The following is a 13,028-nucleotide window of genomic DNA, read 5'->3' as shown; positions in this document are numbered from 1 at the left end:
CGGTCGTGTTCTCCCGAGGCGCAATGCGAGGCGGAGAGTTCTCAGCATGCCTTGTCTAGGATGGACGGACACCGCACCGCTGTAAAGAGGCCCCCACACGTGACTTCCCAAACCGCCGAGAAGCCCATCAGAAGATCCCGAGCACCCCTGGCGATCACCATCGCCATCGTCGTCGCCCTGGCAATCGCATTCTTCGCTTTCTCCAATCTCTACACCGAGATCCTCTGGTATGACCAGGTCGGATTCGTCGATGTGCTGACCACCCAGTGGGCCGCGGGCGGGGTGATGTTCCTCGTCGGCTTCGTAGCCATGGCCGTTCCTGTCTGGGCGTCCATAGAGATCGCCTTCCGGTGGCGTCCGGTCTACGCGAAGCTCAACTCGCAGCTCGACCGCTACCAGCAGGTGGTCGAGCCGCTCCGACGCCTCGCCTCCATCGGCATCCCCGTTATGCTCGGCATCTTCGCGGGTGTCGCCACGGCATCGCGTTGGCAGCTCACCCTCATGTGGCTCAACAGAACCCCCACGGGCCAGACAGATCCGCAGTTCGGTCTCGACATCTCGTTCTTCCTCTACGACCTGCCGTTCTTCCGCGGAGTCGTCGGGTTTGCTTCCGCCGTCATCCTCGTCGCCGGAATTGCCGCTCTCGCCACCAGCTATCTCTACGGAGCGATTCGTGTGGCGGGCCGCGAGGTGCGCATCTCCAAGACCGCCCGCATCCAGATTGCCGTTCTTGCGGCGCTGTACCTCGCCGTGCAGGCGGCCAGCATCTGGCTCGATCAGTACTCCACGGTCACGAACGGCACGGGCAAGCTCATCACCGGAGCCACCTATGCCGATGTCAACGGAACGATTCCGGGCCTGTCGATCCTCGCGGGCATCGCGGGCATCGTCGCGGTTCTCTTCATTGTCGCCGCGGTCATCGGCCGCTGGCGCCTGCCCATCATCGGCACGGTTCTGCTCATCGTGTCGAGCCTCATTCTCGGTTCGCTCTACCCCTGGGTCGTGCAGCGCTTCCAGGTCGATCCGTCTGAGCGTTCACTCGAGTCCGAGTACATTCAGCGCAATATCGACTCGACGCGCGACGCCTACGGCGTCTCCGGCGTCGAAGAGACCGAGTACGACGCCACGACCGATGCGACCGCCGGTGCACTGCGACAGGATGCGGTCACGACCGCGAACATTCGCATCATCGACCCGGCTCTCGTCTCCGACACCTACAAGCAGCTCGAGCAGTTCCGGCAGTACTACCAGTTCCCGCAGTATCTCGATGTCGACCGTTACAACATCAACGGCACTGTGCAAGACGCTGTGACGACCGTTCGCGACCTGAACCTCGAGGGCCTCGGCACATCGAACACCTGGTACAACCAGCACATCGTCTACACGCACGGCTACGGCCTCGTCGCGGCGTTCGGCAACCAGCGTTCCGTCGACGGCCAGCCCGTCTTCCTCGAGTCCGGCATCCCCACCACGGGCTCGCTCGGCCAATACGAGCCGAGGGTCTACTTCGGCGAAACATCGCCCGACTACTCCATCGTGGGCGGGCCTGAAGGCGGCCCCAAGAACGAGCTCGACTATCCGTCGGGCGAAGAGGGCGCGCAGCAGACGTATACGACCTTCACGGGCGACGGCGGGCCGAAGCTCGACAACGTCTTCAACAAGCTCGTCTACGCCCTCAAGTTCCAGTCGGAGCAGATCTTCCTGTCAGACGGGGTGACCGACCAGTCGCAGATTCTCTACGACCGTGACCCGGCTAAGCGGGTATCGAAGGTCGCGCCATACCTGACGATCGACTCCGACCCTTACGCCTCGGTCGTCGACGGCAAGGTCGTCTGGATCGTCGATGGCTACACCACGAGCGCGAACTATCCGTATTCGCGAACGGAGAGTCTCTCCGACGTCATCGCCGACACGTACCAGCCGAAGCCGGCATTCGCTGTCGACGATATCAACTACATCCGCAACTCGGTCAAGGCCACGGTCGACGCATACGACGGCAAGGTCACGCTCTATGCGTGGGACGAGACCGATCCGCTGCTCAAGACCTGGCAGAAGATCTTCCCGTCGACGCTCAAGCCCATGAGTGATATGAGTGGAGACCTGCTCAGCCACGTGCGCTACCCGGCCGACCTGTTCAAGGTGCAGCGCGCGATCCTCGGCGAGTACCACGTGACCGACGCCGGATCGTTCTACTCGAAGCAAGATGCGTGGACCACGCCGAACGATCCCACCGCGCCGTCCGAAAGCCCGAGCCTTCAGCCGCCGTACTACTTGACGCTGCAGATGCCAGGGCAGCAGGCGCCGTCGTACTCCCTGTACTCCACCTTCATTCCGGTGTCGACAGGGGAGGGCAGCCGCAACGTCTTGAACGGATATCTGGCGGTCGACTCGAACGCCGGATCGGAAGACGGCAAGGTCTCGCCCGACTACGGCAAGCTCAGGCTGCTCACCCTGCCGAAGGACGACACCGTTCCAGGCCCGGGCCAGGTGCAGAACAACTTCACCACCGACCCGACCGTGTCGCAGGCTCTCAACTTGCTGCGTCAGGGCGAGACCCAAGTCAAGAGCGGAAACCTGTTGACCCTGCCGGTCGGTGGCGGACTCCTCTATGTGCAGCCCGTCTACGTGCAGTCCAAGGGCGGCACCAGCTATCCGCTTCTGCAGAAGATCCTCGTCGCCTTTGGAGACAAGATCGCGTTCGAAGACACCCTGGATGCTGCCCTCGACGAGTTGTTCGGCGGAGACTCCGGTGCCGTCGCGGGCGACGAGTCTGTTCCCGTCACTGACGGGGGCCAGACGCCCGACAACTCGGCCGGCACACAACCGGATGCCGGAACGGGTACGCCCACGACGCCAGACACCGGCGGTCTCACGCAGGCGCTGAAGGACGCCAAGGCTGCCCTCGACGAACGCGATACGGCCATGAAGGCGGGCGACTGGGCGGCATACGGTGCTGCCGACGCCAAGCTCAAGGCAGCGCTCGACCGCGCGCTATCGGCCCAGGGGCAGTAAGCGCGGCCACCTGGTCAGAACCTCTCGCACCCTGTGTTAGTCTTAACAGGTAGCGCGGGGTGGAGCAGTTCGGTAGCTCGCTGGGCTCATAACCCAGAGGTCGCAGGTTCAAATCCTGTCCCCGCAACAGAAGAAAGGCCCTCCGGCTTCGAAGAAATTCGAAGCCGGAGGGCCTTTCGCTTTAACCCCGGCAACGTGTGCGCGGGGCTTTTGCTTTTCTGGGCCTTGGACGGTTCTGTTAGTGAAAGACGCTTGGCGGTAGGCACGTTGCGAAGCTCCTGAACTAGCTCACTATGGAATCCAACAGGCGACGCAGTTCTCGGCCATTCTTGTGGGGATGAGGAAGGTTGGAATACGCTGCGATCACGTCAACAGAGGTTGTATTACTTGATTGAATTGAAAGAGATCCGCACGTGAGCCAACAGAAGTTACTTGGAGACGAAATGGGCAGATTCCTGCTCATCGCGGAAGGCCAATGCGGCTGAGCGAAGTTCCGCAACTGGGGCGAGTTCATCGCCAGCAGACCCTACCGATTCCGTCCCTTAGGTGGAGGGTAGCGTTTTGACCAGGTTCAGGAGCCAGTTGATGAATCCCTCCTCGTCGACCACGTAATCCGGACTTGAGTCAAGAGTAGAGAGCAGTAACGGTGAACTAGTGCTCCCTTCTTTGACGCAATACAGGTCCCCTGCACCGTTGTTCATCACCGGAATCAATGTCGGGATTCTGTCATATCCCCTTTCGTCCAACGTCACTTCTAGAAGATCATTTGCCGGGGTTATGCCCTTGCCGATACCCAGAATCTCGTAATGACCAACGTTCAACCAGCCCATGTCAAGTAGAAACTGGCGGTACTCGGGCGAGATCAATCCGATACTGGCTTCGACTGCAACAATCTCTTCCTCTGTCGCGCCAGTGCCGCTTTCAACATTCCTTCGTGTTGCGAGGGCAGCTTTCAACTCATTGTTCATCTGATAATTCCTAGCTGTAGCGGTACGTTCGTCTTGTGGGCGCAAACCCTTGCGCTGCCGGAACAATCTCCACCCCGTCAGGCGAGAGCTAGCTTCTGGTCGTCATTGCTGCGGCTCAGACTGAGGGTTCGTAGGGCCTCATGGAATCTGCGGTTTGCTTGGAGTCAGGGATCTCAAGGTCTTCAAGAACGGAGTAACCACGCTTTCTCAAGCTGCGCATCTTCATTCGACCTACGCGCGGATGGAGCACCCAGACCGCAAGGGCATCGCGGAATATCCACTTTGCGTACATGCGCTCGGCGTGCATCCGGTCATGCTCGTCGGGATCGTTATCCTCGCGCTCCTGGGTCAAGGTGTGCATCGATTCCGCCCAGTGCATCAATTCGAAGACATCCTGATTACGTAGCGGGTTGACATCTTCCTTGATGCGGCTATCGAGACGTCGGTGGCTTTCCTTTGTCTTCTTGTCGGCTGAGCGGCTCAGACCGGCAAACCAAACTCGGAGCCTTTCGCGAATCTGATCACGTTCCTTCCTCCGCGCCAGACGATTGTCGCGACCGACGATGGTTATTGACACGACGACAGCTAGAGCGGCGACAATCACTGAAGCGGCGGCTACCGCGATGTCGGCGAGTTTCGTGGTCGTTTCGAACTCTGTCGCCCGCTCAGACTGGGACACGACCGCGAGAATCTGGGAGAGGCAGTCCACAATGCTGTTGCAGGTCATGAAGGGACTCTACTGAAGTGATACCAACTCGCATTTCACCTGGAGCCAACTGCGTGCTGCTGAGCGCCTCCTACTCCGTCGGAATGATGGTCCACCCTGTGGTGTGCGAGATGAGAGCCTGCAGCTGGTCCCGTGCGAGCGCGGCCTCGTCTGCTCCTCGCCAGTGCCACACGGTGAGCAGCAGAGGGTGCAGCGGATCGTCGTCGTCGACATGCACCTCGAGTGTGGTGTCCGACGTCGGCCTCAGATAGGCCGAGCCGTCATCATCGACCTCGAGCGGGAATCGAAACGTTGAGCCGAGCATCACCAGAGCCTCTCTCTGGGTGATGCGCGCATTGGCTCGCATCTGCGAGATCATTGCCGGCCGTAGACGGTGAGGCGGAGTCATCGGGTATCGACGATTGTCGAACTGTGTCCAATCGTGCATCCGAGTTCCTGCAGGCGACAGTGGATCGTGCTCGGTTCGAAGTTCGGGTCGGAGACGAGGAACTGATCGAAGATCGCGAGGAAGCCGATCGCCGAGGGCGCCCACTCCGTGGGCTTGTCGGTGAGGGTTGGCGGGCCGACATAGAAATTGTCTGTTACCGCAGGGTTCGCCAGATGTCGCACCGCGAGACCCTCGACCATCGATGAGCCGAGAACGGCATACAGCGTGTACCCTCCTCCGAACTCGTCGCGCAACTTGAATCCGAGGAGGCTCGTTAACGCCTCGTGGAAGGCGGCCATGGCCTCGATGAAACGGTCGCTGCCTTGCCGCAGTGTCTCGCCCACACGGCGGAGTGCCTCATTGCCGTCGTCGGCGAGAAGTGCCGCGGACGTGGCGAGAAAGGACTGCCATGGGCCCGAGTCGATGGTGCCGTAGAAATTCTGCTCAAGGACGACTCTGATGACCTCGCGTATCAGACGTCGCCTTCCCTCCTCGGATGAATGGAGATCGGGTCGAGATGAGATGAGATCGATGGCGGTGGGCAATGCACGATCGTCGCTGAGCTTGTCCGTAAAGCGACTGGCTGCCTCGTTGAGCACGTCACCGAGGAACAGATCCTTCGAGTTCCAGATTCGATAGACCGAGCTTCGAGAGACGCCCGCGGCGATGATCACCTCGTCCATCTGCAGACCGGGAAATCCCAGGCTCATGCCGCCCTCGCCGATCGAATCGAGCGCAGCGTCGAGCATACGTCGCCGGATCTGCTCCGAGGTCATGCGTGTCGGTCGGGTTCCGTTCAGGGATTCGCCCTGCTCGATTGCCATGAATACTCCTGAAGATCGTTTTCGCCCTACAGTCTCGTCGTCTTGACGCTGTCTCTGTAATGCGCGATGAGACGCGGAGTCCCAAGAGCTCAGGAGAAGTCGGCCTCCAGGGTGCTGATGAGCGATTCCTGAACGAACGCGACCCACCGATAGACCTCGAGAAGATAGCGGTCTGGGCCGGCGAGCTGGGGCTCGTCATCGTCGTGTTCGATGCCCAGGCCGGCCGCGATCGCGAGGCGCACGTCGGTGAGACAGCGCAACCATGCCTGCACCGCTGCCGCATCCAGGCTCACCGGGCCGGCTGAACCGTCGGCAGGGGAGAGAGCGTCGATGACTGACTGGGCGTTGCGTACCTTGCGGTCGATGAGATCTTTTGATGTGAAGCGACGGAACTCGGCGTCGAGCTCCCCCTCGTCGCCATATCCGGCTGGCAAAAGTCTGTCAATGGCTCGCGAGCCAGGGGAGTGCGGCACGACGTCGTCGGCTTGCGCAAGAAGCTCTTGTACCTCTGTGGCGAGGCGGATGAGTACGTCTGCCTCGGCGGGCTCGAACGAGGCGACGGCGACGTCGCCCAGGCGCGTGAACGGGATCACGAGTCGATTCGCTGCAGCGTCGCCCACAGCCCGAAGTCGTGCATGGCCTCGACGTGCCGTTCCATCTCTTCGCGTGTGCCTGTCGCTACGACCGCACGCCCCTCGGTGTGCACCTGCATCATTCTGCGGTCGGCTTCGGCTTTGGAGAATCCGAAATAGCTGCGGAAGACATACGCGACGTACGACATGAGGTTCACCGGGTCGTTCCACACCAACGTGATCCACGGAGAACCGAGCTGCAGTCGCTCGTCGAGCTGCGTGTCGACGTCGGTCGCGTCGAGAGTCTGTGCCACATCTACAGCCTGTCACATAGGCGGGTTGCAGACGCCCCTCTCCCTCGCGAGGGGGAGGGGCGAATGAGCGTGGGGTCACCCGAGCGGAGGATGCGGCTGGGTCGCCTGCATTCCTAGTCTGAGATCACGAACAGGTATCGAGCAAGGAGACGTGAATGAGCAACGCAGCGCACGATCTCACACCGACCTCGGCGGCGTCGCCGATCATGGCGACCCCGACGGGGTTGGCAGACAAGCAGCTGGTGCGCGCCGAGGCACAGAGACTGAAGAACGTTGAGCGGGGTCCCGTGTATCCGGCGTCGGTCTCGTGGCCGGCCGTGCTGTGCTTCGTGCTGATCTCCTGCGGCCTCGCGTGGGCGGTGCAGCTTCCCATCTGGTTGTCCGGCGACGGTCTGTCCGATCCTCTCTTTATGGTCACAACGCTTGCGATGATGTACACCCCGACCGTTGCGGCGTTCGTGTGCGTGCTGTTCGTGCGGCGACCTGCGAACATTCCTCGCCTGCTCGGACTCTCACCCTTGCGTCCGATCGGTCGGACACTCCTCTTCTGCGCCCTGGCCTTCATCGGGATCCCCATCGTGGCGTTTCTGGCGATGCTCCTAGGCGGTGCCTTCGGTCTGATTCGTCTTGACTTCGTGTCGTTCTCCGGTCTGGATGCCGCAATGGCGGCCGCCGGACAGAGCGTTCCGGGACTGTCGATCGAGATGATCGTGCTCATCAACGTGGTCACCCTGCCGATCGCCATCGTGTCGTCGTCGTTCGCGGCTTTCGGAGAGGAACTCGGCTGGCGCGGGTGGCTGCTGCCGAATCTGCGGCCCCTCGGCACCTGGCCGGCCTTGCTTCTCGTAGGCGTCATCTGGGGTGTGTGGCATTCGCCGATCATTCTGCTCGGCTACAACTACGGCCGCACCGATCTACTGGGTGTTGCGATGATGACCGCCTGGTGCGTGCTTCTCGGGGTGATCTTCGGGTGGCTCAGGCTGCGCACGGCGTCGGTCTGGCCGGCCGTGATCGCCCATGGTGCTCTCAACGCCGCGACGACGACCTGGTTGGTCACCTTCTCGGCAGAGAACCCGGGCGAGGACGCTGTCTGGGGCACCATTCTCGGAGTCTCCGGTGCCATCGTGCTGGTCGCCCTTATCGCTGTGCTGGCCATGACAGGTCAACTGAAGAAGCAGCCCCAGCCGGGTCTCCGGCTCGATGAGAGCACCGCCGGGACCGGGCCCGGCACGCCGTGAATTGAGCCCGGCGATCGACCGCTACTGGGCTTCGACCGGCGTCTCGAGATCGGCATCAACGTCGGCGTCGTCGAGTGCGTTGAGCACCCGTACGGCCGCGTCGTTCGCGCCGATCGCGTATTCGTTCGTCTCTGTTTCGTCGACGAGCTCTTCCGTTGCGATCTGCTCGATGCGACTGATCTTCTGTTCGAGCGCCTGCGTGGTCGACTGAACGAACTCCACGAGTCGCTCGTCGGGCGCGTTGTCGTCGGTCCAGTCGCCGACGACGTCGGCACTCGCCAGAGCCGCCACCGTGAGGCGGAGCCGGTTCTCCCATTCGCCGCGCTGGGCGGTGACGCCGTCGAGCTCTTCGATCGCCGCATCACGCTGGGCATCGCTGCGGTCTCGTTCCTCGCGCAGCGCGGCGATTTCTGCGCGGTTCTTCTCGAGCTCGGATGCTGCTTGTTCCGCTCGAGCGACAGCGTCGGCCAGATTGCTCCGAGCCTCGGAGAGCTCGGTGCTCGCGTCGCCGCTGTCTGCCTGCACCACGGAGGCCAAGGCCTCCTTCTCTGCGATCAACTCGGACGTCTGTCGCTCGTGGCTGGCGCTCAGCTCGGCGATCTGCTGCTCATGCGTGCTGGTGAGCTCATCGACCTGCGCGTCGTGGGCAGCCTTCAGCTCGGTGATCTGCTGCTGGTGGGCCTCGTCGATCGTCTCGAGCTGGGCGGTGTGCTCGGCGGCCAGCTCGGTGACATCTGTTGTACGAGTGCCTTCAAGCTCGGCAATCTGGGACTCGAGTCGCGCCGTGAGTTCGGCCACCTGTGCGTCGCGCTGAGCGCGAAGCTCGGCGAGTTCCGCCGTGAGAGATGCCACCTCGGTCTCGCGCTGCGCGTGCAGGCCGGCGATCGTGGCGTCTCGTTCGCTGCGGAGCGTCGCGACCTCGTTCTCGCGCTGGCTCGACAGGGCCGCCACCTCGGAGGACAGCTTCGCACGGAGCTCGGCCACCTCGGCATCGCGTTGCTGTTGGAGTGCAGCCAGTTCGGCGTCGCGCTGGGTCGTCAACGAGAGCAGCTCGTTCTCGCGCTGCTGGTGCAGGGCGGAGACCTGTGCGTCTCGCTCGTTCGCCAGCGCGGCAAGCTCTGCCTCGCGCTGCTGGTGAGCGGAACTGACGTCGGTGTCGCGCTGTGTGGTGAGGGCGGACATCTCGGAGGTCAGGCGAGCCGAGAGCTCGGTCACCTCGGCGGCACGTTGCTCGTTCAGCGCGGCAACCTCGTTCTCGCGCTGCTGGTGAAGAGCCGCGACCTCGGCCTCGCGCTGCGCGGTGAGGGCGGACACCTGGCTCTGAAGTTCTGCTCGAAGTCGCGCGACCTCGGTCTCTGCGGTCTCGGCCCGAGCGGTCTGGGCGGTCAGCTGCTGCTGCAGGTCATCGGCGTGGGCCTGTGACTCGGCCAGCTGCGCCGACACATCTGCCAGGTGCGCCTCGGCGTTGATTCGCGCGTCGTCACGCGCCTGGCGATCTTCGATCACGCTGTCGAGATGAAGGCGGATGATCTCGAGTGGATCTTCGGTGGTCTCGAGCGTGGAAATCGGTTCGAGGTCAGGTTGTATGTAGGCCGGCTTGGCCGTGGGATCGATGAGGTGGTGGCTGAAGAGCTCTTCGGTGACAGGGCGGTAGCGCGCCTGAAAGTCTTCTGATCCGATCTTGACGGCGGCATCGATCAGCTTGACGGCGAAGCGATCGCGACCCGAGAGCACAAGAGGCTGTTCGGGCGTGGATGCCGCGACAGGAGCGCGATTCTCCCGGTTCGAGTCAGAATTCTGAGGTTCGGGGGAGAGGGCATCGAAAGTCATGGAACTCCTTCGGCATTCGAGTCGATCGAATACCGTCGCTGTGGTCGGGCAGGCCGTTTTTCAGGATACCGGGCCGCGGCCCGGCGTGGGGTCAGGAATGGAAACCCGGCCACCGGCATCCAGAGCCTGTCGCAGCGCCGTCGATCACGCCGCGTCGTCGGTCAGCAGGTGGGCCGTGGGTTCGTCGATGATGAGGTCGGTGATGAGTCCGGCTGCCAGCGCGCCACGGAGGGCCGGAAGCTTCGACTTGCCGCTCACCACGCAGATGCGCCGGGCGACGCGCGAAACGAGTTCGAGACTCGGGCCGCTTGTGCGCGAGTTCATGGGGATGTCGGTAGACGAACCGTCGGCTCGGTAGAACACGGTGGCGACGTCGCCGACGACGTCCGATCGGGTGAGGGATGCGTAGTCGGACTCGTCGAGGTATCCGCCGATATAGACATGGCTGGGCACGTCGGCGAACGGCGAACCGAGGCCGAAGAGGGCAATGTCCATGCGCTTCTGGATGTCGAGCACGCGTCTGATGGCGCGCTCACGCCACATCGCCTGCTTGGTCGCGGCGTCGTCGAAGAAGGCCGGCACCGGGAACTGCTGCACGGCGGCGCCGAGGGCGACTCCGAAGCGGGTCATGATCTCGCTCGCGTAGACGATGCCCGTGGTCTGGTAGTTCGCCGCGCCGTTGAGTTGCACGAGGGTTGTGTTGTGCGTCACTTTCTCGGGAAGGTGACGGCTCACAGCGCTGATGGTCGACCCCCAGGCGACTCCGATCGTCATGTTGGAGTCGACGAACGGGGTGAGAATCCGTGCAGCCGATACCGCCACCCGCTCAAGGCGGTCGACCTCGTTCGTCGACGCCGGCACAGGCACGATGTGCGCGGTGACACCGTGACGCTCGCGTATGCGCTGCTGAGATGTCGAGACGCGCTCAGCCGGTGACTTCACCTGAATTTCGACGAGGCCTGTTTCTCGCGCAAAACTCAGCAGTCTGGAGACAGATGAGCGTGATGTATGCAGCTCGTGAGCGATGGCCTCCATGGTGATGTCCTGGAGGTAATAGAGCTGCGCGGCGCGGAGGGCGTCACGCGACTTCTCTGCATGGTGGTCCGCGGAAGCGATGGTCATGGGAACATACTTCCATGCCGTGCACGTCTGTGCATAACGCTTGAACAATTGTGTGCAGATGTTGAGACTTGACGAGTTATCGAGAACTTACTTACACGAAGGCGAGTACACAGTGAGTGCACCAGTCGTTTCCTCCTCCAGCAGCACAGAGCTTCGGCCCGACGTCGCCGGTCTCATCTCCAAGCCGCGAGCACAGGTGCTCGTGATCGGCGGAGGCATCAACGGCATCGCGACCTTCCGTGACCTGGCATTGCAGGGTGTCGATGTGATTCTCGTCGAACGCAGCGACTACTGCTCGGGTGCGTCGGCGGCGTCGAGTCACATGATCCACGGCGGTGTGCGCTACCTCGAGAACGGCGAGTTCCGTCTCGTTCGCGAATCGGTGCAGGAGCGCAACCGCCTGCTGCGGCTGGCACCTCACTACGTGAAGCCCCTGCCCACCACGATCCCCATCTTCTCGACGTTCTCCGGCATCGTCTCTGCACCTCTGCGTTTTCTCACGCACAAGCAGGGCAAGCCGAAGGAGCGCGGAGCGCTTCTCATCAAGCTCGGCCTGCTCGGCTACGACTCGTTCTCGCGCGACGGCGGATCGGTGCCCCGTCACCAGTTCGCCGGCCGCAAGAAGTCGCTCGACAAGCTTCCCCAGCTCCGACCAGACGTGAAGTACACGGCGACCTACTTCGACGCAGCCGTCGAGAATCCCGAGCGGCTCGCTCTCGACCTGGTCGAAGACGCACGTGCAGTGGGGCCGAATGCTCGCAGCGCGAACTATGTCGAGGCCATCGGTGTCTCGGGCGACGAGGTTCTTCTGCGCGATACCGTCTCGGGTCGGGAGTTCAGCATCGCGGCCGACGCGGTGGTGAACACGACGGGTCCGTGGACAGATCTGACAAACGAGGCCCTGGGTATGCCGAGCACCTTCATGGGCGGAACCAAGGGCTCTCACATCGTGCTCGACAACCCCGCCCTGTACAAGGCGTGTGCCGGTGGCGAGGTCTTCTTCGAGAACAACGACGGCCGTATCGTGCTGATCTACCCGCTCAACGGTCGAGTTCTCGTGGGAACCACCGACCTTGAGGCCGACATCACCCAGCCCGCGGTGTGCACAGAAGAAGAGGTCGACTACTTCTTCAAGCTCGTGTCGCACGTTTTCCCACGCATCCCCGTCGACCGTTCGCAGATCGTCTATCGCTATTCAGGCATCCGCCCGTTGCCGAAGCACGACGACACGGCTCCCGGATTCGTCTCCCGCGACTACCGCATCGAACCGTCGCGACTGGGTGGAACGAAAGTTCCCATGCTGAGCCTCGTCGGTGGCAAGTGGACCACCTTCCGCGCGCTCTCCGAGCACCTCGCCAACGAGACGCTCGAGCTGATCGGTCGCACGCGCAGCGTCAGCACGGAGAAGCTCGCCATCGGAGGTGGGGTCGGCTTCCCGACCACCACTCAGGCGACCGATACCTGGGTCTCGGCACACGCATCCGACGTGGGTGCCGAGCGCGCCCGCGCGCTGCTGGCGCGGTACGGAACGAAGGCCGATAAGGTCATCGACGCCGTGAGCGCCGCGGATGACGACAAGCAGCTGGTCAGCGTCGCAGGATTCTCGGCAGCTGAGATCGCGTACCTGGTCGAGAACGAGTTCGTCGTGCACCTCACCGACCTGGTTCTTCGGCGCACGATCCTCGCGTTCGTGGGCGACCTCGATCAGGCCGCATTCGACGAGCTCAGCTCAGTGGTATCGGATGCGCTGGGCTGGTCTGCTGAGCAGCTCGCCGACGAACGCGCAGCCGCTGTCCGCGACCTCGCGTTGTTCCATGGACTCGAGCTCCAGGCTGCGCAAGCGCCAACGGTGGCCGCTGCGGTCACGGACTGACTGCGCCGAGTCTGAACAGACGTGCAGGCGAATCGGTTGATTGCATCGACAACTGATCGCTAGCGTCATGGAGGGGCCGGCATCGGTCGGCCCCTCATCTCATCGAAGTGACATGGATGTC

11 protein-coding genes and 1 tRNA gene are annotated in these 13,028 nt (G+C 62.6%); 4 read left to right on the top strand and 8 right to left on the bottom strand.

What is annotated here, in order from left to right; genetic code table 11:
* The first annotated feature begins 60 nt into the window (after window positions 1-60).
* Both TZ00_RS02095 and TZ00_RS02090 read left to right on the top strand, forming a co-directional pair.
* Window positions 61-3,012 carry a UPF0182 family membrane protein gene (locus TZ00_RS02095; RefSeq protein WP_166428658.1) on the top strand — a complete coding sequence of 984 codons (2,952 nt, stop codon included), beginning with the start codon at window positions 61-63 and terminating at the stop codon, window positions 3,010-3,012.
* Between the two features lie 53 nt (window positions 3,013-3,065).
* Window positions 3,066-3,139 (top strand) — tRNA-Met (locus TZ00_RS02090).
* A 415-nt stretch (window positions 3,140-3,554) separates the two neighbouring features.
* Here the strand turns inward: TZ00_RS02090 and TZ00_RS02085 are convergent.
* The 6 genes from TZ00_RS02085 to clpS form a co-directional block, all read right to left on the bottom strand.
* Entirely contained in the window at window positions 3,555-3,980 is a 426-nt protein-coding gene (locus TZ00_RS02085; protein WP_052521201.1) for an SMI1/KNR4 family protein, read from the bottom strand.
* 115 nt (window positions 3,981-4,095) lie between these two features.
* Window positions 4,096-4,707 carry a hypothetical protein gene (locus tag TZ00_RS02080; RefSeq protein ID WP_044438872.1) on the bottom strand — a complete coding sequence of 204 codons (612 nt, stop codon included), beginning with the start codon at window positions 4,705-4,707 and terminating at the stop codon, window positions 4,096-4,098.
* 70 nt (window positions 4,708-4,777) lie between these two features.
* Entirely contained in the window at window positions 4,778-5,053 is a 276-nt protein-coding gene (locus TZ00_RS02075; RefSeq protein WP_152631050.1) for a hypothetical protein, read from the bottom strand.
* Between the two features lie 38 nt (window positions 5,054-5,091).
* Window positions 5,092-5,958, bottom strand: a complete 867-nt coding sequence (locus TZ00_RS02070; RefSeq protein WP_044438870.1) for a TetR/AcrR family transcriptional regulator — start codon at window positions 5,956-5,958, stop codon at window positions 5,092-5,094.
* 89 nt (window positions 5,959-6,047) lie between these two features.
* Window positions 6,048-6,578 carry a DUF2017 family protein gene (locus TZ00_RS02065; RefSeq protein ID WP_052521200.1) on the bottom strand — a complete coding sequence of 177 codons (531 nt, stop codon included), beginning with the start codon at window positions 6,576-6,578 and terminating at the stop codon, window positions 6,048-6,050.
* Entirely contained in the window at window positions 6,548-6,844 is a 297-nt protein-coding gene (clpS, locus tag TZ00_RS02060; RefSeq protein WP_044438869.1) for an ATP-dependent Clp protease adapter ClpS, read from the bottom strand. Before clpS ends, TZ00_RS02065 begins: the two co-directional genes overlap by 31 nt.
* Window positions 6,845-6,999: 155 nt before the next feature.
* On the opposite strand from clpS, the gene TZ00_RS02055 reads away from it, so the two are divergent.
* The gene (locus TZ00_RS02055; RefSeq protein WP_238579540.1) at window positions 7,000-8,082 is read left to right on the top strand and encodes a CPBP family intramembrane glutamic endopeptidase; all 1,083 of its coding nucleotides are present in this window, start codon (window positions 7,000-7,002) and stop codon (window positions 8,080-8,082) included.
* Between the two features lie 21 nt (window positions 8,083-8,103).
* Here the strand turns inward: TZ00_RS02055 and TZ00_RS02050 are convergent, their stop codons facing one another.
* Both TZ00_RS02050 and TZ00_RS02045 read right to left on the bottom strand, forming a co-directional pair.
* Window positions 8,104-9,912 carry a coiled-coil domain-containing protein gene (locus tag TZ00_RS02050; RefSeq protein WP_044438867.1) on the bottom strand — a complete coding sequence of 603 codons (1,809 nt, stop codon included), beginning with the start codon at window positions 9,910-9,912 and terminating at the stop codon, window positions 8,104-8,106.
* Window positions 9,913-10,056: 144 nt separating this feature from the next.
* On the bottom strand, window positions 10,057-11,034 hold the full coding sequence (locus TZ00_RS02045; RefSeq protein ID WP_044438866.1) for a sugar-binding transcriptional regulator: 978 nt from the start codon (window positions 11,032-11,034) through the stop codon (window positions 10,057-10,059).
* Window positions 11,035-11,092: 58 nt separating this feature from the next.
* On the opposite strand from TZ00_RS02045, the gene TZ00_RS02040 reads away from it, so the two are divergent.
* Window positions 11,093-12,907 carry a glycerol-3-phosphate dehydrogenase/oxidase gene (locus tag TZ00_RS02040; RefSeq protein WP_084605845.1) on the top strand — a complete coding sequence of 605 codons (1,815 nt, stop codon included), beginning with the start codon at window positions 11,093-11,095 and terminating at the stop codon, window positions 12,905-12,907.
* The last annotated feature ends 121 nt before the right edge of the window (window positions 12,908-13,028 follow it).

The organism is Agreia bicolorata, assembly GCF_000938265.1.
Taxonomy (GTDB): Bacteria; Actinomycetota; Actinomycetes; order Actinomycetales; family Microbacteriaceae; genus Agreia; species Agreia bicolorata.
The sequence above is the reverse complement of the archived record's forward strand: the minus strand, read 5'-3'. Positions and strand labels throughout refer to the sequence as shown.